Annotated in this window: 19 protein-coding genes and 1 pseudogene; 6 read left to right on the forward strand and 14 right to left on the reverse strand. The window is 72.3% G+C overall.

The window, feature by feature from the left end:
• Positions 1 to 11 precede the first annotated feature (11 nt).
• On the forward strand, positions 12 to 3290 hold the full coding sequence (locus tag ACIBEF_RS19975) for a lamin tail domain-containing protein (RefSeq protein WP_396794721.1): 3279 nt from the start codon (positions 12 to 14) through the stop codon (positions 3288 to 3290).
• A 69-nt stretch (positions 3291 to 3359) separates the two neighbouring features.
• On the opposite strand, the gene ACIBEF_RS19980 is transcribed toward ACIBEF_RS19975, so the two are convergent.
• The 6 genes from ACIBEF_RS19980 to ACIBEF_RS20005 all read right to left on the reverse strand — a co-directional run bounded on the left by ACIBEF_RS19980 (position 3360) and on the right by ACIBEF_RS20005 (position 10140).
• Positions 3360 to 3848, reverse strand: a complete 489-nt coding sequence (locus ACIBEF_RS19980; protein ID WP_396794722.1) for a helix-turn-helix transcriptional regulator — start codon at positions 3846 to 3848, stop codon at positions 3360 to 3362.
• A 581-nt stretch (positions 3849 to 4429) separates the two neighbouring features.
• On the reverse strand, positions 4430 to 5413 hold the full coding sequence (gene hemB, locus ACIBEF_RS19985) for a porphobilinogen synthase (RefSeq protein ID WP_355005749.1): 984 nt from the start codon (positions 5411 to 5413) through the stop codon (positions 4430 to 4432).
• A gap of 20 nt (positions 5414 to 5433) precedes the next feature.
• Positions 5434 to 7014: a uroporphyrinogen-III synthase gene (locus ACIBEF_RS19990; protein ID WP_355005750.1), complete on the reverse strand. Its 1581-nt coding sequence runs from the start codon at positions 7012 to 7014 to the stop codon at positions 5434 to 5436.
• Positions 7011 to 7979 (reverse strand): hydroxymethylbilane synthase, encoded by a 969-nt coding sequence (gene hemC, locus ACIBEF_RS19995; protein ID WP_396794723.1) that lies wholly within the window; start codon positions 7977 to 7979, stop codon positions 7011 to 7013. Before hemC ends, ACIBEF_RS19990 begins: the two co-directional genes overlap by 4 nt.
• Complete coding sequence (locus ACIBEF_RS20000) at positions 7976 to 9373, reverse strand: glutamyl-tRNA reductase (RefSeq protein ID WP_396794724.1); 1398 nt, start codon at positions 9371 to 9373, stop codon at positions 7976 to 7978. Before ACIBEF_RS20000 ends, hemC begins: the two co-directional genes overlap by 4 nt.
• Positions 9370 to 10140, reverse strand: a complete 771-nt coding sequence (locus ACIBEF_RS20005; protein ID WP_357229207.1) for a redox-sensing transcriptional repressor Rex — start codon at positions 10138 to 10140, stop codon at positions 9370 to 9372. Before ACIBEF_RS20005 ends, ACIBEF_RS20000 begins: the two co-directional genes overlap by 4 nt.
• A 517-nt stretch (positions 10141 to 10657) precedes the next feature.
• Between ACIBEF_RS20005 and ACIBEF_RS20010 the strand changes: the two genes are divergently transcribed.
• Positions 10658 to 11962 (forward strand): sensor histidine kinase, encoded by a 1305-nt coding sequence (locus tag ACIBEF_RS20010; RefSeq protein ID WP_396794725.1) that lies wholly within the window; start codon positions 10658 to 10660, stop codon positions 11960 to 11962.
• A gap of 226 nt (positions 11963 to 12188) precedes the next feature.
• Positions 12189 to 12842 carry a response regulator transcription factor gene (locus ACIBEF_RS20015; protein WP_030329744.1) on the forward strand — a complete coding sequence of 218 codons (654 nt, stop codon included), beginning with the start codon at positions 12189 to 12191 and terminating at the stop codon, positions 12840 to 12842.
• Here ACIBEF_RS20015 and ACIBEF_RS20020 read toward each other — a convergent pair.
• The 4 genes and pseudogenes from ACIBEF_RS20020 to ACIBEF_RS20035 all read right to left on the reverse strand — a co-directional run.
• Complete coding sequence (locus ACIBEF_RS20020; protein ID WP_396794726.1) at positions 12823 to 13485, reverse strand: HAD family hydrolase; 663 nt, start codon at positions 13483 to 13485, stop codon at positions 12823 to 12825. The genes ACIBEF_RS20015 and ACIBEF_RS20020 overlap by 20 nt on opposite strands.
• Before the next feature lie 20 nt (positions 13486 to 13505).
• Positions 13506 to 13760 (reverse strand): glutaredoxin family protein, encoded by a 255-nt coding sequence (locus tag ACIBEF_RS20025; RefSeq protein ID WP_030329740.1) that lies wholly within the window; start codon positions 13758 to 13760, stop codon positions 13506 to 13508.
• Complete coding sequence (locus ACIBEF_RS20030) at positions 13750 to 14985, reverse strand: AMP-binding protein (protein WP_396794727.1); 1236 nt, start codon at positions 14983 to 14985, stop codon at positions 13750 to 13752. The genes ACIBEF_RS20025 and ACIBEF_RS20030 overlap by 11 nt, the downstream gene beginning before the upstream one ends.
• Positions 14986 to 15037: 52 nt before the next feature.
• A pseudogene (locus ACIBEF_RS20035) lies at positions 15038 to 15364 on the reverse strand (AMP-binding protein); the annotation flags it as partial.
• Between the two features lie 569 nt (positions 15365 to 15933).
• Here ACIBEF_RS20035 and ACIBEF_RS20040 point away from each other — a divergent pair.
• The 3 genes from ACIBEF_RS20040 to ACIBEF_RS20050 all read left to right on the forward strand — a co-directional run bounded on the left by ACIBEF_RS20040 (position 15934) and on the right by ACIBEF_RS20050 (position 19044).
• On the forward strand, positions 15934 to 16890 hold the full coding sequence (locus ACIBEF_RS20040; RefSeq protein WP_396794728.1) for an ECF subfamily RNA polymerase sigma factor, BldN family: 957 nt from the start codon (positions 15934 to 15936) through the stop codon (positions 16888 to 16890).
• 289 nt (positions 16891 to 17179) lie between these two features.
• Positions 17180 to 18049 carry a DUF5667 domain-containing protein gene (locus ACIBEF_RS20045; protein ID WP_396794729.1) on the forward strand — a complete coding sequence of 290 codons (870 nt, stop codon included), beginning with the start codon at positions 17180 to 17182 and terminating at the stop codon, positions 18047 to 18049.
• Between the two features lie 125 nt (positions 18050 to 18174).
• Positions 18175 to 19044, forward strand: coding sequence for an HAD family hydrolase (locus ACIBEF_RS20050; RefSeq protein ID WP_396794730.1), 870 nt, complete (start codon positions 18175 to 18177; stop codon positions 19042 to 19044).
• 29 nt (positions 19045 to 19073) lie between these two features.
• Here ACIBEF_RS20050 and ACIBEF_RS20055 read toward each other — a convergent pair whose 3' ends face one another.
• The 4 genes from ACIBEF_RS20055 to ACIBEF_RS20070 all read right to left on the reverse strand — a co-directional run bounded on the left by ACIBEF_RS20055 (position 19074) and on the right by ACIBEF_RS20070 (position 22000).
• On the reverse strand, positions 19074 to 20165 hold the full coding sequence (locus tag ACIBEF_RS20055; protein WP_396794731.1) for a lysophospholipid acyltransferase family protein: 1092 nt from the start codon (positions 20163 to 20165) through the stop codon (positions 19074 to 19076).
• 55 nt (positions 20166 to 20220) lie between these two features.
• The gene (locus tag ACIBEF_RS20060) at positions 20221 to 21297 is read right to left on the reverse strand and encodes an NAD-dependent epimerase/dehydratase family protein (protein WP_396794732.1); all 1077 of its coding nucleotides are present in this window, start codon (positions 21295 to 21297) and stop codon (positions 20221 to 20223) included.
• A 121-nt stretch (positions 21298 to 21418) separates the two neighbouring features.
• Positions 21419 to 21520: a 30S ribosomal protein bS22 gene (locus tag ACIBEF_RS20065; RefSeq protein WP_007465623.1), complete on the reverse strand. Its 102-nt coding sequence runs from the start codon at positions 21518 to 21520 to the stop codon at positions 21419 to 21421.
• A 270-nt stretch (positions 21521 to 21790) separates the two neighbouring features.
• A complete protein-coding gene (locus ACIBEF_RS20070; protein ID WP_007465625.1) occupies positions 21791 to 22000 on the reverse strand; it encodes a helix-turn-helix domain-containing protein in 210 nt (69 codons plus the stop codon).
• Between the last annotated feature and the right edge of the window lie 129 nt (positions 22001 to 22129).

Below are 22129 nucleotides of genomic sequence, written 5' to 3' on the forward strand. Positions count from 1 at the left end.
GTGGAGGCCCTATGCGCCCGCGCCGCTCAATCGCCGCGCTCGCGACCGCCACCGCCGCCGTGACAGTCACGGCGCTCGGCGTCGCACCCACCGCGGCCAGCGCCGCGCCCACCGACCTGTTCATCTCGGAGTACGTCGAGGGTTCGTCGAACAACAAGGCGATCGAGCTGTTCAACGGCACGGGCGCCGCCGTCGACCTGACGGCCGGTGGCTACCAGTTGCAGCTCTACTTCAACGGCTCCACCACGGCCACCACGATCGCCCTGACCGGCAGCGTGGCGGCCGGTGACGCGTTTGTGTTCGCCAGCGCCTCGGCCGGGGCCGCCATCCTCGCCCAGGCTGATCAGACCACCGGGGCGAGCCTCTTCAACGGTGACGACGCGATAGTGCTGCGCCGGGGCACCACGGTGCTCGACTCGATCGGCCAGGTGGGCGTCGACCCCGGCACCGAGTGGGGCGCCGGCGTCACCAGCACCGCGGACAACACCCTGCGCCGGCTGGCGAGCGTGGCCGCCGGTGACACCGACCCGTCGGACGCGTTCGACCCCGCCGCACAGTGGGCCGGCTTCCCCGTCGACACCTTCGACGGGCTGGGCGCGCACACCGTGGACGGCGGCGGCCCGGTCGACGTGCCCGCCACGCTGACCTGCGGCGGGCCGCTCGTCACCGCCGCCGGCACGGCCGCGAGCCGGGAGGTCACCGGTACCGACCCCGACGACACGATCGTCGACCTGGCGGTGACGGCGGTCAGCCCGACGCCGTCCGCCGGCTCGATCGCCCGTACCGCGTTCACCCCCGCCGACGGGGTGGGCGGCACCGCCCGCGCCACCGTCGGCGCGAGCGCCGACCTGGCCGCCGGGGCGTACACCGTCACCCTGACCACGACCGACGCGGGCGGTGGCACCGCGAGCTGCGCGCTGGCGGTGCAGGTGACCCGGGAGCTGACCGTCGGCGAGGTGCAGGGTCCGACCACCGACACCGAGACCGGTCCGAGCGACCGGTCACCGCTCGCACCGGCGAGCGGCAACGGCACGAGCAGCACCCTGTACGACGTACGCGGCGTGATCACCCAGTTGACCCTGGCCCGCACCTCGGCCGGAGCGGAGCAGCACGGCTTCTTCCTGCAGAGCCGCGTTGGTGACACCGACGGCGATCCGACCAGCTCCGACGGCATCTTCGTGTTCATGGGTACGTTCTCCTCGCTGATCGGCGGTTACGTGCCGACGGTCGGCGACGAGGTCGTGTTGCGGGCCCGGGTGTCGGAGTACTACAACTTCACCCAGCTCTCCGGCGCGTCGCTGGTCCGCCTGATCGGCGGTGGGCTGGTCGTGGACACCGAGGTCGCGGTGGCCGACGCGGTGCCGCCGGCCGTGCTGACCGACGCGCAGCGCTTCTGGGAGCGGCACGAGGGCTCCCGGATGCGGGTACGCGCGGGCAGCGGCGCGGTGAGCGGCCGGGACGTCTTCTCCTCCACCGCCGACGCGGAGCTGTGGGTGGTCGACCGCGACGACCCGCTGCTGGACCGCGCCGACCCGTACTCCCGGCGGGTCTTCCGTGATTCGCACCCGCTGGACAACGACCCGACCCGGCGCTTCGACGACGGCAACGGCCAGCGGACGCTGCTGGGCAGCATGGGCGTGAAGGCCACCGCCGGGGACAGCGCCGCGCTGCTCCCGCCGGCGCACACCTTCGACACGCTGCGGGCGGACGCGGTGGGCGGGGTCTACTACTCGTTCGAGAAGTACGGCGTCCAGGTCGAGCGGGCGGAGTTCGCCGCCGGGGCCGACCCGTCGAAGAACAACCCGCCCAAGCCGGCCGACCGGTCGCAGGAGGTGGCCGTGGCCACCTACAACGTGGAGAACCTGTACGACTACCGCGACGACCCGTTCGACGGCTGCGACTTCGCGGGTAACGCCGGCTGCGTGGGGGTTTCCCCGCCGTTCGACTACGTCCCGGCCAGCGAGGCGGAATACCGCGAGCAGTTGGCCGCCCTCGCCGATCAGATCGTCAAGGACCTGCACGCACCGGATCTGATCCTGGTGCAGGAGGCCGAGGACCAGGACATCTGCAAGGTCTCCGGGGCGGCGCTGAGCTGCGGCGACACCAACAACGCCGATGGCGCTCCGGACAGCATCCAGGAGTTGGCGCTCGCGGTGGCGGCGGCCGGTGGGCCCGCGTACGCCGCCGCCTATGATCGGACCGGCGCGGACGCTCGTGGCATCACCGCGGCCTTCCTGTACCGCACGGACCGGGTGTCGCTGGCGGACGCGACGGCGGCGGACCCCCTGTTGGGGTCGACACCGACCGTTCAGTACCGGGCTGCGGGGCTGCCGACCAACGCCGACGTGCAGAACCCGAAGGCCCTCAACGCGGTGCTGCCGGCGGACGTGGACACCTCGACCGGTCGGGACGGCAGCAACGTCTTCACCCGTGCTCCGCAGCTGGGCAAGTTCAGCGTGGCGGCGGCGCCCGGCTCGACCGAGCGGTTCACCCTGTACGCGCTCAGCAACCACTACTCCTCCGGCCCGGACAGCCGGGTCGGGCAGCGGCGTGAGCAGGCGCGCTACGGTGCGGCGATCGTCACCGCGATCGAGGCGGCCGACCCGGCCGCCCGGGTGGTCTACGGCGGGGACCTGAACGTCTTCCCCCGCCCGGACGATCCCATCGCGACCGGTGAGCAGCCCACGCCGTCGGACCAGCTCGCCCCGCTCTACGAGGCGGGCCTGCGCAATCTGTGGGACGACCTCGTTGCGGACGCGCCGGCCTCGGCCTACTCGTACAGCTTCGAGGGGCAGGCGCAGACTCTCGACCACCTGTTCGTCAACGACGCGTTCCACAGCGACCTGGTGCAGGTGCGGGCGGCGCACATCAACGCCGACTGGCCGGCGGAGTTCGCCGGTGACGGGTCGCGGGGTTCCAGTGACCACGACCCGCAGGTGGCGCGGTTCCGGTCCCGGGCGTCGTTGACAGTGGCCGACTCGGCGGTGGCCGAGGGCAATCAGGGCACCCGGCAGCTCACCTTCACCGCCACCGTGTCTCGGCCGCTGTCCCAGTCGGTGCTGCTCTGCGCCGCGACCGTCGGCCTCACGGCGCAGGTGGGCTCGGACTTCGACCCGTACGCCGGCTGCAAGGTGTTGGCGGCCGGGCAGACGTCGGTGGCGTTCCCGGTGTCGGTGCGCGGTGACCGCAAGCGGGAGGCGGACGAGAAGTTGACGTTGCTGGTGGCCGGCGTGCCCGGCCTGAGGCTGGCTGATCCACTCGCTACCGGAACGATCACCAACGACGACTGATTCTGGAGTGGTCTTCGACGGCCCGCCGAACCCCGCCCGGGGGCGGCGGGCCGCCGTCCGTCCCGCCGGTCAGTCGTACCGCCAGCGCTGTGGCGGTGGTGGCTCGCCGCGGTGCTTGGCTACCCGCACCTCCCATTGGCTACGCCGACGCATCGCGTCGCGGACCTCCCGGTTGCGGTAGAACGTCTCGGGCGGGCGGGCCAGCCCATAGATGTCCGCCCACCACTCCCCCGGCTTCGGGTCGAGAATGGTGTCCAGGTGCGTCGGGTAGCGGCGCCCCGCACCGTCACGCGTGTCTTCCCAGTCCCGCATGGGCATGAGCACCCGGCCGAGGTCGTCGACGACGGCCAGCCGACACCCGACGACGTTGATGATCCGGCAGAGCAGCTCGATGCTCGGAACAGTCCGACCGCCTTCGATGCGGCCGATGGTGGCGTGGTGCACCCCTGCCCGTCGGGCCAGCTCACGTTGGCTGAGGTCGGCATGACGACGGACCGCCCGGACGATGCCAACGACCGGCCATAGGGTGTCGGAGGGCTCGCTCGGTAGGTCGTCCATGCCTCCACCGTCCCGGCTCGCCCCGTTTCTCGCAGCCCCGTTCGGCTGGCCTGTGGACAACGGAAGGACCTGTGGACAACGGGACATCCGTCATCGTGGCGAGGGTGGCTTCCGCTCAGACGGCGAAGTCGTGGGCTTTGAGCAGCACGTCGTACGGTCGACGGAGCGGGGAGGCAATCCCTGACCTATCCCCTTTGCTCTGCACCCTGATACGCGCCACCCCGCCGGCCCCTCTGAAGCGCGCCCCCCGACGGCCCCTCCGAAGCGCGCCACCAAGACGGGCCCTCTGAAGCGCCACCCCGACACGCTCTATCCCTGCTGATACGCGCCATCCTGGTCAGCGCCGGCCTGAGACCGTGGCCGGCGCATCCGCGGGTGCAGAGCAGAGGCAGTCGTGGAGACATCGGAGCCAGGGATCCACAAAGCCAGGAGCCAGGAATCCGCACAGTCAGGAGCCGGGATCCGGCCGACATGACCTGGACCCCGCGCGAGCCGGGCCCCAGCGGTCACGGCCGCGTCAGAGTCCACCGGGCGCGCCACGATCGGCGCACGGCGGGAGAGGGTGGCCGCGGACGGGCCGCTCAGTAGCGCTGGCGGAGCAGACCGGCGGCCTCGACGGCCCAGTAGGTGAGGATGACCTGCGCACCGGCCCGCTTGATCGAGGTGAGGGTCTCCAGCATCACCCGCTCGCGGTCGATCCAGCCGTTCGCGGCGGCCGCCTCGACCATCGCGTACTCACCGGAGACTTGGTAGGCGGCGACCGGGACGTCCACCGCGGCCCGCACCGCCGACACCACGTCGAGGTAGGGCAGCGCCGGCTTGACCATCACCAGGTCGGCGCCCTCGGCCACGTCCAACGCGACCTCGCGCAGCGACTCACGCAGATTGGCCGGGTCCTGCTGGTAGGTGCGCCGGTCGCCCTCCAGCGCCGACTCCACCGCCTCCCGGAACGGGCCGTAGAAGGCGGAGGCGTACTTCACCGCGTACGCCAGCACGGAGACGTCCTGGTGCCCGGCGGCGTCGAGGGCCCGGCGTACCACGCCGACCTGGCCGTCCATCATCCCGGACGGCCCGACCATGCCGACCCCGGCAGCGGCCTGGGCCACCGCCATGTCGGCGTACGCGGCCAGGGTCGAGTCGTTGTCCACCTCGCCGTCGGGGGTGAGCAGCCCACAGTGCCCGTGCGAGGTGAACTCGTCGAGGCACAGGTCACTCATCACCACCGTGGCGTCGCCCACCTCGGCCACCACGTCGCGGATGGCGACGTTGAGGATGCCGTTCGGGTCGATGCCGCCGGAGCCGGTCGGGTCCCGCTGCTCCGGCACGCCGAAGAGCATGATCCCGCCGACACCGGCCTGGACTGCCTCGGCCGCGGCCTTGCGGAGCGAGTCCCGGGAGTGCTGGAGCACCCCCGGGAGCGACCCGATGGCGCGGGGCTCGGTCAGCCCCTCCTTGACGAACATCGGCACGACCAGCTCGGCCGGGTCGACCCGGGTCTCTGACACCAGCCGGCGGACCGCCGGGTTGCGGCGCAGCCGGCGGGGCCGGATCTCGGGGTACGACATGGCGGGCCCTCCTCGAACGACTACCGGAAGCGCAGAGCGGTAGGGCCCTGCACCTTCGAGCCACGGCGCTGCTTGGCCGGCATGGCGGCCAGCTTCTCCCGCAGTTCGACGGCGTAGGCGGCGAGCGCCTCCACCAGGTCGGGCACCGAGGCGTGCGGCGGCTGGACGTCGACGCGCAGGCCGAACTCCGTCGCGGTCTCCGCCGTCTTGGGCCCAATGACGGCAACAACGGTCCGGGCGTGCGGCTTCCCGGCGATGCCGACCAGGTTGCGCACGGTGGAGGACGAGGTGAAGAGCACCGCGTCGAACCCGCCCGACTTGATCGCGTCGCGGATCTCGGCGGGCGGCGGAGCGGCCCGCACCGTCCGGTACGCGGTCACGTCGTCGACCTCCCAGCCGCGCTCGGTGAGCCCGGCGGCGAGCGTCTCGGTGGCGATGTCGGCGCGCGGCAGCAGCACCCGGCCCACCGGGTCGAGGATCTCGTCGTGCGGCGAGAACTCGGCCAGCAGGCCCTCCGAGGACTGCTCCCCGGCGGGGATCAGCTCCGGCTGGATGCCGAACGCGCGGACCGAGTCCGCGGTGGCCTCACCGATGCAGGCGATCTTGACGCCGCCGAAGTGCCGGGCGTCGAGGCCGTGCTCGGCGAACTTCTCCCAGACCGCGCGGACCGCGTTCACCGAGGTGAAGATCACCCAGGCGTACCGGCCGTCGACCAGGCCCTTGACCGCCCGCTCCATCTGCGCCGGGGTACGCGGCGGCTCGACCGCGATGGTCGGCACCTCGCACGGGATCGCCCCGTACGCGCGCAGCCGGGCGCTCATCGCGCCGGCCTGCTCCTTGGTCCGGGGTACGAGCACCTTCCAGCCGTACAGCGGGCGGTTCTCCCACCAGCTCAGCTTGTCGCGCTGCCCCACGCCCACACCGACGGTGAGCACCACGCGGCCGGTGAAGCCGAGCGCGGCGGCCACGAAGCTGTCCACTGTCGACGTGGTCGTGTACTGGGTCTCGCCGGTGCCGTCGCCGGTCACCCCGACGCCGGTGGTGCCGTCGACCCCGGCGGCGAGCAGCCCGTCCCGGACGGCGGCAAGGTCACCGGCGTCCACGGCGAGCGCGAGCGAACCCCGGCCGACGGCCGTGGCCAGCGCCTCGAAGTCCAGCACACTGACGTCCTCGACGTCGGCGGCCGTACGCACACCCGGCAGCGGGACCCCGGCGTACGTGGCCACACCCTCGGCCTGGCCGACGCCGGGCACCACCTCGAAGTGGGCGGCGGTGCGGGCCACCGCCTGCACCTCCTTGACCACCGAGTCGTGCCCGAACGGGTCGCCGGCGACCAGGTGCACCGCGTTCAGCCCGGAGCGGGCCGCGGAGATGAGTACCTTCGCCACGTCCCCGGGCGCGCCCTCGGCCGGGGTGAACTCGGCATCAGCGGAGGCCTCGGCGCGCACGACGGCGAGCAACGACTCCGGGACTCCCCGGTCGTAGATCACCTGGTCGGCGTCGACCAGGGCGTCGTGGGCCCGACGGGTCAGCAGGCCCGGGTCACCGGGGCCAGCCCCGACGAACGCGATACGGCCGACGGGCTTACGGGTGCGGGTCATTCTGTGCTCCCAAATTGCTGGGTCCCCGGGCCGGTGTGTCCTTCGTGGCCGAGGATCGAGTCGGCGCCGAGGTCGAGGAGTTCGGCGGCGAGTGCCTTACCGATCTCCGCCGCGTCGGCGGGCGTTCCGGTGCGGGACAGCCGGAGGTCACGAGTGCCGTCCGGGCTGATCACCGCCCCGCGCAGGTAGATCTCATCGCCGGTCTCGCCTTCGGCGAGTTCGGCATAGGCGGCGACGGGTGCGCTGCACCCGGCCTCCAGGGTTGCCAGAAACGCACGTTCCGCGGTGACCGCGGATCGTGACGGTGCGTGGTCGAGCACGGCGAGCAGCTCGACCAGGTCCCGGTCGTCGACCCGGCACTCCACGGCCAACGCGCCCTGAGCGGGGGCGGGCAGCATGAGCATCGGGTCCAGCGACTCGGTGATCACGTCGAGTCGGCCAAGTCGGGCCAGACCGGCCCGTGCCAGGACGACGGCGTCGAGATCGGCTTCGGGGCCGAGCACCCGCCCCAGGCGGGTGTCGACGTTGCCGCGGATCGGGGTGACCTCCAGTTGCAGGCCGAGGGCGTGCAACTGGGCGATCCGACGCAGCGCGCCGGTGCCCACAGTGGCCCCGGGCGGCAGTTCGGCGAGTGTTCGGCCGTCGCGGGCCACCAACGCGTCGCGCGGGTCCTGCCGGGCCGGGACCGCCGCGATGTGCAGCCCACCGGCGGCGGCGGTGGGCAGGTCCTTGTACGAGTGCACAGCGAAGTCGATCGTCCCGGCGGTCAGCGCGTCGCGCAGTGCGGAGACGAACACCCCGACGCCCAGCCGGTGCACCGGCGCGTTGGAGCGGTCGCCTGCGGTGACCACCTCGACCAGCTCGACGGGGCGACCGGTGGCGACGGTCAACGCCTCGGCGACCTGGCCGGACTGGGCCATCGCCAGGGCGCTGCCCCGGGTGCCGAGGCGCAGTGGGGCGGTCATCGCGCACCTCCGCTGGGTGGGGTGGGCTCGGCGGCGTCGGCTCCGGACAACGGGTCGGTGCCGGGGAGCGCCATGCCGAGGTCGGGGGTCAGCACGTCCGGGACGGTGTCCACCGGCGAGGTCTGCGGCACCTCGAGGTCGAACAGCTCGCGCAGCAGTGCCGCGTACTGGTCGCCGCCGGGCTCCGCGGCCAACTGGCGGACCTTGACGGTGGGCTGGTGCAGCAGCCGCTGCACGACCCGGTGCACCGTGCGGGCCACCTCGGCTCGCAGGTCGTCGCCGAGGTCGGGGCGACGCTGGGCCAGTCGGCGCAGCTCGGCGGTGACCACGTCGTCGGCGCGGCCGCGCAGCGCGGCCACTGTGGGTGCCACGTCGGCGCCGCGCAGCCAGGTGAGGAAGCCCTCCACCTCGCCGAGGACGATGCGTTCGACGGCTGCGGCGTCGGCAGCCGCCGGACCGTCGGCGAGCAGCGCCGCCATCCGGTCGATGTCGATCACCTCGACGCCGGGCAGCTCGGCGACGCCCTCCTCGACGTCGCGCGGAACGGCAAGGTCGAGCAGGACCAACGGGCCCCGAGACCTGTCGCGTTCGGCCAGTGCCGCGGAGACCACCGACCGGGTGAGGACCGGTTCGGTGGACGCGGTGGCGGCTACTACGATGTCCACTGTGGAGAGGGTGTCGGCCAGCTCGGTCATCGGCGCGGCACTCGCCCCGTACGACTCGGCGAGCCGGACGGCCCGGTCGGCGCCCCGGTTGCTGACGGTGAGCGGCCCGGCACCCAGCCGGGACAGCGTGGCCACCCCGAGTGAGCCCATCGCACCGGCGCCGACCACCAGGGCCGGGCGGCCGACGAGGTCGCCGTCGAGGTGCCCGGCGGCCAGCTCCAGGGCGGCGGTGACGACGCTCTGGCCGGCCCGGTCGATGCCGGTCTCGGCGTGGGCCCGCTTGCCTACCCGCAACGCCTGCTGCATCAGCTCGTGCAGCAGGCGACCGGCCGAGTCGGCGCCGGTGGCCCAGTGGTACGCGTCACGCAACTGGCCGAGGATCTGCGCCTCGCCCACCACCATCGAGTCCAGACCGGTGGCGACCCGGAAGACGTGGTCCACGGCCGCCGTGTCGTAGTGCACGTACAGGTGGCTGGCGAGCGCGGTCGGCGAGCTGCCGGCCTGTTCGGCCAGCACGGCGCAGACGTCGCCGAGCCCACCGTGGAAACCGGACACGGCGGCGTAGACCTCCACCCGGTTGCAGGTGGAGACGATCACCGCCTCTGCCACGTACGGCTGGGCGACCAGGCGGTCCAGTGTGCGGGTCAGGTCGGCGGGGGGCACGGCCAGCTGCTCCAGCGTGGCGACCGGGGCGGTCCGGTAGGACGCGCCGACGACGAGCAGTTTCACGTGCCTATCGCCTCCTGGGTGTCGGTGGCCGCGAACCCGCCCGGCAGGGCGGTGAGAGCGGACCCGCCGGTGGCGGGCAACGCGGTCAGCGACGCCTTGCGGTGCTCGTGGAAGGACAGAATCTGCAGCTCGATGGCGAGGTCGACCTTGCGCACGTCGACCCCCTCCGGAACCGAGAGTACGCACGGCGCGAAGTTGAGGATGCTCGTCACGCCGACGGCGACCAGTTGGTCGGCGACCTGCTGGGCGGCGGCGGCCGGGGTGGCGATCACGCCGATCGCGAGGGATTCCTCCGCGGCGACCGTCGGCAGGTCGTCAACATGCCTGACCACCAGGCCGTTGATCTCCTCACCGACCCGTGAGCGATCGGCGTCGAGCAGTGCGGCGATCCGGAAGCCCCGGCTGGCGAAGCCGTCGTAGCCGGCCAGAGCGTGACCGAGATTACCCACGCCGACCAGGGCGACCGCCCGACGTTGGGTGAGCCCGAGCACATACTCGATCTGCTCGATCAGCAGCGCGACGTCGTAGCCGACGCCCCGGGTGCCGTACGAGCCGAGGTGGGAAAGGTCTTTGCGGAGCTTGGCGGAGTTGACCCCGGCGGCGGCGGAGAGACCCTCGCTGGAGACCGTCTCGTGCCCGGTGTCGGCGAGGTTGTGCAGCGCGCGCAGGTACTCCGGGAGCCGAGCGACGGTCGCCTCGGGCAGATCCGGGAGCGCCGGTACGGCACCGGCGCGGCCGGGCGCGCCTGGGTGACGGTGCTGACTCATGAGACTCCGTGCGGTGCGATCCTCGGCCAACTCCGCTGGTCGGCCGTTTGTGGACTCCCGCTGGCGACCGAGATTGCCGGCTGTGCTAGCAGGGCGCGTCGGAGTCACAGCGTAGGCGCTTGTGAAGACGTGCACAAATCGCGATCTTGTCGCTGCGTGGCGCGACCTCACCAGCCCCTCCATTCCACAAGATCGATTGAACGGCCTGGTCCGCTCACCGCCCGGGCGATTATTGCTCAATCCCGACTTCTCTGACCAATCCCGCGCCGACCCGGGCCCAGGTCCGCCGCCACGCCCCGCGATCTTGCACTTTCTGCTCTCACTTCTCGCCCATTCAGGGGCAATTCACCAACACAAACTGCAAGATCGACGCCGTGGGGCGGGGTGGGGCGGGGTGGGGTGGGGTGGGGTGGGGTGGGGTGGGGTGGGGTGGGTGGGGTGGGGTGGGGGTAGCACTACGGCGGAGAGGCGGGGTTTCGGGATGGGGCCGGCGAGGCCACCTGCCTAGCCTTTGAGCATGACCGCCGTTGCCGCCACCAGCGACCCACCGACGCTGGCACCCAGCATCCCCCGCCAGCTCTTCGTCGACTCCGGGTACGTGCTGCTCGGCCTGCCCCTGGGGCTGGCCAGCTTCATCGTCCTCGTCGTCGGCCTGTCGGTGAGCGTCGGCCTGGTCGTCACGGTGATCGGCCTGCCGATCCTCAGCGGCACCCTGTACGCCGCCCGTGGCCTGGCCGACATCGAGCGGCTGCGGATGGCTGCGGTGCTCCGGCAGCCCCGGATCCGGCCGAACTACCGGCTGCCCGAAGCCGGCGCGAACGCCTGGCGCCGGATCTTCGTGCCGATCCGGGATGCCCAGTCCTGGCTCGACCTGGCGCACGGCATCCTGCGGCTGATCACGGCGGTGGGCACCTTCGTGGTCACGTTGTCGTGGTGGGCCGCGGCGATCGCCGGCTCGCTCTACTGGGCGTACGACTGGGCTCTGCCCCACCCGTCCGGTGAGGGTGACCAGGATCTGGCGCAGCTCCTCGGCCTGGGCGACTCGACCACCGCCCGGATCGGGCTGAACACCGCGCTCGGGGTGTTCTTCCTGATCACCCTGCCGATCGTGGTGCGGGGCTGCGCACTGCTCCAGGCGAGTTTCGCCAAGGCCATGCTGACCGGGGTGGCCGAGATGCGCGACCGGATCACAGTGCTGGAGGAGCAGAAGCGGGCCGCCGTGTCCGCCGAGGCCTCCGCGCTGCGCCGGTTGGAGCGTGACATCCACGACGGTCCCCAGCAGCGCCTGGTCCGGCTGGCGATGGACCTCAGCCGGGCCCGGATGCAGCTCGCCTCGGACCCGGACGCGGCGGGCCAGACCATCGACGAGGCGGTCAGCCAGACCCGGGACACGCTTGCCGAGCTGCGGGCGTTGTCCCGGGGCATCGCCCCGCCGATCCTGGTCGACCGGGGCCTGCCCAGCGCGCTGGCCGCGATCGCCGGCCGCGGGTTGATCCCGATCGAGCTCCAGGTGGACCCGCAGCTCGGCACCCCGGCCGGGCGGCTCGACCCGGCGGTGGAGAACACCGCGTACTTCGTGGTGTCCGAGGCGTTGACGAACGTCGCCAAGCACAGCCGGGCCACCGAGGCCACTGTGACGGTGACCCGGCGAGGCTCCCACCTGCGGGTATGGGTGGGCGACGACGGGCAGGGCGGCGCGCACCTGGCGAAGGGGCACGGGTTGGCCGGCATCGCCGACCGGGTCCGGGCCGCGGGTGGCGAACTGATGGTGGTCAGCCCGACCGGTGGCCCCACCGAGATCCGCGCCGAGCTGCCGCTGTGAGCGCGAGGAGTGAGCCGGGTTTGCGAGCCCCGCAGTCGCGAACCAAGAAGATGCTGTGAGCGCGAGGAGTGAGCCGGGTTTGCGAGCCCCGCAGTCGCGAACCAAGACGATGCTGTGAGCGCGAGGAGTGAGCCGGGTCTGCGAGCCCCGCAGTCGCGAACCAAGAAACTGCTGTGAGCGGCCGGAACCCGCCGCGATGGTGAGCGACGTGGTAGACAACACAGCCATGCGCATCGTGATCGCCGACGACGCCGTCCTGCTCCGGGAGGGGCTGGTCCGGCTGCTGACCGAGAGTGGGCACCAGGTGGTGGCCGCCGTCGGGGACGGTGACGCCCTGGTCGAGGCGGTGGTCGAGCACCGGCCCGACGTGTCGATCGTCGACGTCCGGATGCCGCCGTCGCACACCGACGAGGGGCTGCGGGCTGCGGTGGAGGCCCGCCGGCTGGTGCCGCGTACGCCGATCCTGGTGCTCTCCCAGTACGTCGAGGTGTCGTACGCCGATGATCTGCTCGCGACCACCGGCGGTGCCGGCGGCGGGATCGGCTACCTGCTCAAGGACCGGGTGGCCGCGATCGACGAGTTCCTGGACGCGCTGCGCCGGGTGGCGGGCGGCGGCACGGTGCTCGACCCGGAGGTGGTCGGTCAGCTCTTCGCCCGACGCCGCCGTGACGACCCGCTGCGGGAGCTGACCCCCCGCGAGCGCGAGGTGCTCGCCCTGATGGCGGAGGGGCGTTCGAACACCGCGATCGCGCGCGCCCTGGTGGTCAGCGACGGCGCGGTGGAGAAGCACGTGCGCAACATCTTCACCAAGCTCACCCTGCCGCCGGACACCGAACAGCACCGGCGGGTGCTGGCCGTCCTCACCTACCTGCGAAACTGACCTCCCGGGCCAGGGCCACCGCGTCGCTGAGGGTGTCGGCGACCGGGTGGCCGGAGGCGCGCAGCCGGCCCGGGTCGGTGAAGCCGCCGGTGTAGAGCACGGCACGGCCGCCGACCGCGAGCGCCGCGTCGGCGTCGTCGATGGAGTCGCCGATCAGCACCACCGAGGCACCGTCCACGCCCAGTTCGGCCAGGTGCAGCTGGAGCGACTCGGCCTTGTGGCCGCCGCCGACCGTGGCCCGCAGTCCGTCGACGCGGGTGAAGTGGCTGGTCAGACCGTACGTGTGCACGGTCGGGACCAGTTCCTCGTGGAACCACATGGAGAGCAGGCTCTGGGTGCCCGACCAGGAGGCCATCGCGGCGCGTGCGTCAGCGGCCAGCTCGCAGGTGGTCAATCCGGTGCGGTACGCGTCGTGGAAGATCTTGTCCAGCCGACCGAACTCGTCGTCGTCCACTGCCTGCCCGAGCACGTCGGCGTAGTACTCGGCGATCGGCCTGCGGAACCGCACCCGGTGCTCGTCCAATGTGACAGTCGGCCCACCCAGGCTCGTGAACACGACGTTGGTGGCGGACACCACCAGGCTGAGGTCGTTGAGCAGGGTGCCGTTCCAGTCCCAGACGAGGTGCGGGTGCGCGGAGGTCATCAGAGCACCCTAGGCACTCCTCAGAGCTGCGGCGTGGTCAGGTCCCGCAGCAGCCGGTCCTCCTCGACCCGCCAGTAGCCGTGCTCCTTGCCGTCGAGCATGACCACCGGCAGCCGGTCCCCGTACTCCCGCTCCAGCCCCTCGTCGCCGGTGACGTCCCACTCGACCCACTTGTCGCCGGTGACCGCGACCACCCGGTCGAGCGCCGCCTTGGCGTCGTCGCACAGGTGGCAGCCGGGTCGGGTGATCAGGGCGAGTCGGGCGTCAGTGGCCATCGGTTACCTCCGTGCGGTCGGTCGGCGGCGCCGACCGGAGTTGGGTCTTGCGTACCTTGCCGATCGCCGAGTGCGGCAGGGCGTCGACGAACTCGACAGCGGTCGGGCACTTGAACCGGGCCAGGTTCCGTGCGCAGTGGGCGAGCAGTTCCTCGCTGGTCACCGGTCGGCCCTGCGCCGGCACCACGTACGCCCGCACAGTCTCGCCGGTCCGCGGGTGTGGCACACCCAGTACCGCCGACTCGACCACCCCGGGGTGCCCGGCGAGCACCAGCTCGACCTCGTGCGGGTAGACGTTGAACCCGTTGACCAGGATCAACTCGCCGAGCCGGTCGACCAGGAAGAGGTCACCGTCCTCGTCGGCGTACGCGATGTCACCGGTGCCCCACCAACCGTCGGCGTCCGGGCCACCCCGACCGTCGGGCCAGTAGCCGGTGAAGAGGTTCGGGCCGGACACCACGATCTGCCCCGGGTCGGTGCCCGGAGCCACGTCGGAGATGTCCAGCTCGTCGGGGTCGTCGTCGGGGACGGTCAGCCCGTCCCGCCACAGGTCCGTCCCGTCGGCACCGACCAGGCGTAGCCGCACCCCGGGCAGCGGTCGGCCGATCGAACCCGGCTTGGCCACGCCGCCGACCAGGGTGGAGGTGAGCACCGGCGCGGTCTCGGTGAGGCCGTACCCGATGTGGACCTGATGCCCGGTGATCTCGGTGAAGCGCGCCGCGACAGCGGGTTCGAGCGGTGCCGCGCCGCAGACCGCCACCCGCACCGACGCGGTCGCCGCGCGGGTCGTGGCCGCGCCGGCCCAGGTCAGGAACATCGACGGTACGCCGACCAGCACGCTGACCCGGTGCCGCGCGACCTCGTCCAGCCCCGCCGTCGGGCCCGGCTCGTCGAGCAGCACACCAGTCGCGCCGTGGTGCACCACCGCGCCGAGCCCCGAGTTGAGCCCGTACGCGTGGAACAGCGGCAATGCCAGGAGAACGGTGTCGGTCGGCCCGACCACCGGCGGCTCGATCCCGGCGACCTGTTCGTGGTTGGCGAGCAGGGCCTGGTGCGAGAGCATCGCCCCCTTGGGTCGCCCCTCGGTGCCGGAGGTGTAGAGCAGGACAGCCAGGTCGACGCGGCCGGGGTGCCGGTCCGGGCGTGTCGGCGGTCGGTGGCGTGCCGTGCACCGAGGCGAGCGCGGGCAGTTCGGCGGCCACGTCGGCGACCAGGCCTCGAACATGGTCGGTGGCGATGAGGACCGACGCGCCGGAGTCGGCGAGCACGTGCCGGAGCTCCGGGGCGGTGAGGCCGGGGTTGACCGGCACGGTGACCAGCCCGGCGCGGAGGGCGCCGAGCCAGGCGATCACGAAGTCCGGTGTGTTGGGCAGCGCGATGGCGACGCGTGGCGGCGTAGCGCCGGGGTCGGTGGGTGGCGCGGCGGCGGACAGGCCGCGGGCGGCGGCGTCCACCGCGGTGTCCAGTTCAGACCAGCTCACTGTGTGTTCACGCCAGTGCAGCGCGGGCCGGTCGGCGCTGTCGAGAGCCGCCCGGCGGACCCGGTCGGCGAGGTTCGGCGCGGGGCTTTCCAAGGCGTCCTGCACGGTGATCGAGTCTGGCACAGCGGGCCCCGGCGGGCCACGCCCGATGGTGGTGCGCCACGCCCGGAGGACGACGCCGCGACAGTCCCATGTACGGGACTGTCCGGTGTACCGCCGGCGATCCGATCAGGTTCTGTCGATGGGACGTGCGACGCTGACCAAGGGCAGTTCGGCCGCCCCCGTCCGGCCGGCCGGCGCGGTGGGTCAGCCGAACGGTCGGTAAGCCTCCGAGCTGGGGATCCATCCTGGAACACCGAGCCGACGGAAAGTCAATCGCACACGACGGACAACCGGTCCGCCACCGGTGCGACGGAGCGGGAAATACTTCCGCCTTGTGTAACGGACTTGCCACGCGCGGGTGACGTTGGCCCTATCATCACTCGGGTCGGCTCACCCCATTTGCCGTGAGTCGACACCCCTCAGCCCGAGGAGGCCCCCGTGCCTGTGAGCGCATTGGACCAGCACCTCCACGGGAATTGCCGCGCGTCGGCAACTCCCGTGACCGTCCTGCCCGACCGGTCACCCGGCCGGTCCGCCCCGACGAGACCCAGCCCGGCCCGCCCGGCGACCGACGGGACGGGGGCGACGCGATGACCACCTTCGGATACGCGGAACGCCCGGTCGGCCTGACCGGTCAACCCGCCCGCTCCCACGTCAACGAGCGGCCGGCGGCCCGCGCCCCGTCTGACGAACAGCACGGCGGCGTCGTGCGGGGTGACGGCGCGGCGCAGCGGATCCGCAGCCGGCCGCACCACAACGAGCCACCGCCGCGACCCGCGGTGCCCGGTGGAAACGCGAAGCCGGCCGGCGGCCGGGTCGCCGTACCGCCGCGACCCACGATGCCCGTGCAGGGTCGTCGGATAAGCGACACACCGGCGGTCACCACCGACCCGGCGGCGGGCGAGACGGCGGTGATCCCGGCGGTGCCGGCCACCACCGCGACCACCCCGACCGGTTTCCCGAGCCGCCCGGACCCGTCCGACCCGGCGACCGAGGTCTGGACGCTGATCGAGCGGGCCCAGGCCGGCGAGTCCGAGGCGTTCGGTCTGATCTACGACCGCTACGTGGACACCGTCTTCCGGTTCGTCTACTTCCGGGTCGGCAACCGGCAACTCGCCGAGGACCTCACCTCGGACACCTTCCTGCGCGCGCTCAAGCGGATCGGCAGCTTCACCTGGCAGGGCCGCGACCTCGGCGCCTGGCTGGTGACGATCGCCCGTAACCTCGTCGCGGACCACTTCAAGTCGGGCCGGTACCGGCTGGAGGTCACGACCGGCGACGTCCTCGACGCCGACCGGGAGGACCGGGGCCCGGAGGGCAGCCCGGAGGCGGCGGTGGTGGAGCACATCACCAACGTCGCGCTCCTCACCGCTGTCAAGCAGCTCAACCCGGAGCAGCAGGAGTGCATCGTGCTCCGCTTCCTCCAGGGCTTCTCGGTCGCCGAGACGGCCCGCGCGATGGGCAAGAACGAGGGAGCCATCAAGGCCCTCCAGTACCGCGCCGTCCGCGCCCTGGCCCGGCTGCTGCCCGACGGCTTCCAGCCGTAGTTTGTTACGGCGGGACCGACGGGCGTCGATCAACGTCCGCGCAGCTCAGAGTCGGTCCCGCCCGGTGATGACCATCACTTTCTGTAATTTCCGCCCCGCCAGGCCCGTAACCCGTGCCCGGTCCGCCGCGTTTCTCCGGGTGCGACCGGTGGATGTCCCGGCAGGCCCGGGTCACCGAGGTCCGACCGGTATGCCGGCGGCACCTCACCTCCGTGGTGTCACACTGCCGCCCGGTCGCTGGCAACGACGGCGGCCGACCGGCCGTGACCAGCGAGAGGAGGTGCCTGCGGTGGACAACACCCTCTTCTCCCGCCGGCGCGCGGAGCGCTTCGCGCAGCTTCTCGACGAGGCCAACGGCGCTCGACGACACCACGTGCGATCCCGGGTGGACGGCCAACTGGCACCGCTCGTCGCAGTGGGTCAGCGGCTCAGCGTCGACCCCCCGGCTGTCGAGGTGGACCAGGACTTCCGTACCGGCCTGCGGGCGATGCTGCTCGCCACCGCCGAGAGGGAAGGGCTGGGCAGCACACCGGCGGCGGTCAGCGAACCGGCCGCCACCACCACCCGCGGGCGGCTGCTGCCGGCGGTCACCGCACGGCGGGCCCGAGCCCGGGGCGCGATCCTGGTCGGCATCGCCGCCGGGGCCATCGCCGTCTCCGGCATCTCCGCCGCCAGCGAGAACGCGGTACCCGGTGACGCGCTGTACGGCATGAAGCGCTCCACCGAACGTGCCCAGCTCGCCCTGGCCAGCTCCGACATCAGCAGAGGCCAACTCTTCCTGGACTTCGCCCGGACCAGAGTCGGCGAAGCCGCCAAGCTGCGCGGCGACCGGATCGGCTACAGCGCGGTCCTCGACGACATGGACGCCGACAGCCGGCAGGGAGTTCGCCTGCTGACCTCCGCCGCCGTGCAGCGGGTCGAGCCGGGCAGCCTGGACACCCTCAACACCTTCGTGTCGAGCCAGCGCCGGGCCGTACGCGGTCTGCTCGACGGGAGCACCCGGGTCGACCGGGAACGGACCCAGCGGTCGCTGGTGTTGCTGGACAGCATCCGGGAACGCTCGGACGACCTGCGCGCGGCGATCGCCTGCGGCCTGCCGGCACCGACCGCCAGCGACGCCCTCGGGCCGAACCCGAACACCTGCCCCGGGGCCCGCTGACCCGCGTCCCCATACCGCACGTCCGACCGGCCGCGCCACAGTTCGCTGTGTGCCCGGCCGGTCGCCCGTCTACGGCGGATACGCTCGCGGGGAGCATCCGTCGTACCGGTGAGGAAGGGATTCGCGTGGCGCGCAGCCGTAAGGTGACGGTCAGCACCGACGCCGAGGGGCACACCGCAGCCTGGGCGGAGACCGACCTGGCCCCGGTCAGCGCACCCGATCCGAGCGCCGCGGCGTTCTTCGACGTGGACAACACGATGATGCAGGGCGCGTCGATCTACTGGTTCGCCCGTGGGCTCGCCTCCCGAAACTACGTGACGACCGCCGACCTGGCCCGATTCGCCTGGCAGCAGCTCCGCTTCCGGCTGCTGGCCCGGGAGCACGCCGGTGACATGTCACTTGCCAAGGAGGCCGCGCTGGCCTTCGTGCAGGGCTGGCGGGTCAACGAGGTCGAACACCTCGCCGAGGAGATCTTCGACGAGATGATGGCCCCCCGGATCTGGGCCGGCACCCACCAGCTCGCGCAACGTCACCTGGACGGCGGTCAACGGGTCTGGCTGGTCAGCGCCGCCCCCGTCGAGATCGGCCGGGTGATCGCCGCCCGGCTCGGCCTGACCGGTGCCATCGGCACTGTGGCCGAGGTGCTGGACGGGGCGTACACCGGACGGTTGGTGGGTGACCTGATGCACGGGCCGGCCAAGGCTGAGGCGGTCACCCAGCTCGCCGCCGTGGAAGGGCTCGACCTGTCCCGCTGCGCGGCCTACAGCGATTCGGCGAACGACCTGCCGCTGCTCCGCGCGGTGGGCCGGGCGGTGGCCGTCAACCCGGACGGCGCCCTGCTGCGGCAGGCCCGCCAGCACGGCTGGGAGGTGCGGGACTTCCGCAGCGGTCGCCGAGCTGTCAAGATCGCTGTGCCGTCGACGGCGGCCGCCGGGCTGGTCGCCGGCGCGGTCACCGCCGGCCTGGCCCTCCAGCGCCGCCGCCGAGCCGGCTGACCTCACGCGACGCGTCGCGCCGGCTGGCTTCAGGGGCCGAACGGGTCGGGCCGTCGCTCCAGCAGCGTGTGCAGGGTCTGCTGGATGGTCTCCCGCACCTGGTCGGCGAGGTTGAAGACCACCAGCGGGTCGTCCGCCGAGTCGGTCAGGTGGGCGGTGGGGATCGGCGGGCAAAACTCGATCAGCCACTTGCTGGGTAGCGGCACCATGCCCAGCGGGCCGAGCAGCGGGAACGTCGGCGTGACCGGGAAGTAGGGCAGCTTCAGCAGCCGCGCCAGGGGCTTGATGTCGGCGAGCATCGGGTAGATCTCCTCGCCGCCGACGATGGCGACGGGAACGATCGGGGTGCCGGTACGCAGCGCCGCCGAGACGAACCCGCCCCGCCCGAAGCGTTGCAGCTTGTACCGGTCGGCGTAGAGCTTGCCGATGCCCTTGAAGCCCTCGGGGAACACGCCGACCAGATCGCCGCCGCCGAGCAGCCGCTCGGCGTCCGGGTTGCAGGCCACGGTGCCGCCGGTCTTGCGGGCCAACTCGGAGACCACCGGCATCCGGAAGACCAGGTCGGCGCCGAGCAGCCGCAGGTAGCGGTGGGCGGGATGCTTGTCGTGCAGCGCCGCCGAGAGGATCAGGGCGTCCAGTGCCACCGTCCCGGAGTGGTTGCCGACCACCAGCGCGGGCCCGTCCACCGGGACGTGCTCCACCCCACTGACCTCGGTCCGGAACCAGTCGCGGTAGAGCAGCCGCAGCAGCGGGTGGAAGACCGCGTCGGTCAGCTCCGAGTCGAACCCGAACTCGTCGACCTCGTAGTCACCGGAGAGCCGCCGGCGCAGGAACGCCAACCCGTTCGCGACCTTGCGGTCCCAGTGGTCCCCGGGCCGGTCCGACACCGCCGACTCGGTGCCGCCGGACAACCCACCGTCTACCCCGTCGGCCGAAGCCGGAGCCGGGGTCGGCGGTGCGGTCGGGGTCGGGGTCGGCGGTGTACTCGGGGTCGGCGCGGCCTGCGCAGCCGGTCGATGTCCGTTGCGCCGCGCCGGCTCCGCGTCCGGCGCGGGCACCTGCTCGGGTACGTCGAAACGCCCGACCGACTGCGGGTCGCGCCCCTCCTCGAAGCCGCTCATGATGCCGCCTCGGTTCGCGACTGCGGGGCTCGCAGGACCGGCTCGCTCCTCGCGCTCACGATGACCGCTCCCGGACCGCTGAGCGCACCTGCCGGATGCCGTCCAGGACGAGTTGCTCGGCGGCGGCCAACTGATCCCGGGTGACCACCACCCCACCGTGGTGGGCCCGGATGAAGTCCTCGAACGCCTCGGCGGTCGACCGGGGCGTGAAGCCGTACTCCTGCTCGAGCCGGCTGGTGTCGACCACCCGGCCGTGCACGAAGAGGTCGACCTGGTCCAGGCCGTAGCGGCCGAAGCCCATGGTGCGGGCCAACGCGGCGGCCCCGGAGAGACCCGGCTCCAGCACCGGCACGGCGACCCGGCCGGCGCGCCGGATCGCCTGGGACAGCGACAGCACGCCGGGGCCGGCGACGTTGTAGGTGCCGGGATGGTCCTCCACGATCGACCGGTGCAGCACCTCCAACGCGTCGTCGAAGTGCAGGAACTGCAGGCGGGGGTCACGGCCGAAGACGGTCGGCACGAACGGCTGCGAGAAGTAGCGGGTCAGCGTGGTGTCTGCGGTCGAGCCGATGAACGGGGCGAAGCGCAGCACCGTGGCGGTGACGTCGGGCCGACGGCGGCGGAAGCCGCGCACGTACCCCTCAAGGTCGAGGATGTCGCGGCCGAAACCGCCGCGCGGCACCTCGCGGGGTTCGGTCTCCTCGGTGAAGACCGCCGGGTCCCGGAACGACACCCCGTAGGCGGCGGTCGACGAGCGGACCACGAGCTTGCGCAGTCGGGGTGCCCGCTGGCAGGCGGCGAGCATCTGCATGCTGCCGATGACGTTCTGGTCCTTCATCCCGGACCGGCCGCCGTGCTGCGGGTCGGGTGAGGTGACGAGCGCGAGGTGCACCACCGCGTCGACGTCCAGGTCGGCGAGGAGGCCACCGAGGGAACCGCCGTCGACGCGGATCCGTTCGACCCGGTCCAGCAGATCGGTGAACTCGATGCCGGAATCCGGTGCGTCGACCCCGATGACCCGTTCGATGCGCGGGTCGGCGGCCAGTCGGGCCGCCACGTGGGCTCCCAGGTAACGACCCACTCCGGTGACGACGACGACCCCCGGAGCACCTGAGGTGCCACCGGGGGTCATCTGACGCACCTACGCCGGCAGGATGGACCGAGCCGGGACGACCACGGCCTGATCACCTGAGCCTCCGGAGGTCGACAGTTTGGCAAGTGACGCCGAACGCCGGGCCTGAGCCCGGCGGCGGTCACTTGCCGAGACGGCGACGCTGGACGCGGGTCTTGCGCAGCAGCTTGCGGTGCTTCTTCTTAGCCATGCGCTTACGGCGCTTCTTGACCACCGAGCCCATACGACAGCCTTTCGATACAACGTGCGGGGCGGACCGGATGACACCACGCAGGTGGCGACGGCGACCGCTTGCGGACAACGGACCGGACCAGTCTGGGCGGCGGGGCGCACCGGTGGGGTCTCGGTCGGGTTCCAGGGTAGCCGCAGGGCGTCAGCCGGACCAACGCGCCCCCGTCGCGGCCGCCTCTGGCACACGACCGCGGGGCGCGCGAGCTCACTCCTCACGCCCACCGACGCCGGTCAACCGACGATCGGAGGGTGAGGCGGTGGCTCAGGCGGTCTCCTGAAAGGCACCCCGGAGATACTCGTGCACCGCATGCTCGGGCACCCGGAACGACCGGCCGACCCGGACGGCGGTGAGCTCACCGCTGTGCACCAGGCGATAGACGGTCATCTTCGACACCCGCATGACCGTCGCCACCTCCGCAACGGTCAGGAACTTGACCTCCGACAGCCGTCCGTCGGACTGTGACCCGGCCATGGCTCACCGACCCATCCCATGCCCGGCGCGTGCCAACCCGACGGATGCTCCGGGCCGGGCCGACGACGCGCGTGTTACCAGTACGGTAGCGGGGCGGTTGTGACCGGCGCGATCCCTTCCTGCAACTGA

Origin of the sequence: Micromonospora sp. NPDC050795 (genome assembly GCF_044456785.1) — a bacterium.
In the GTDB taxonomy this organism is placed as follows: Bacteria; Actinomycetota; Actinomycetes; order Mycobacteriales; family Micromonosporaceae; genus Micromonospora.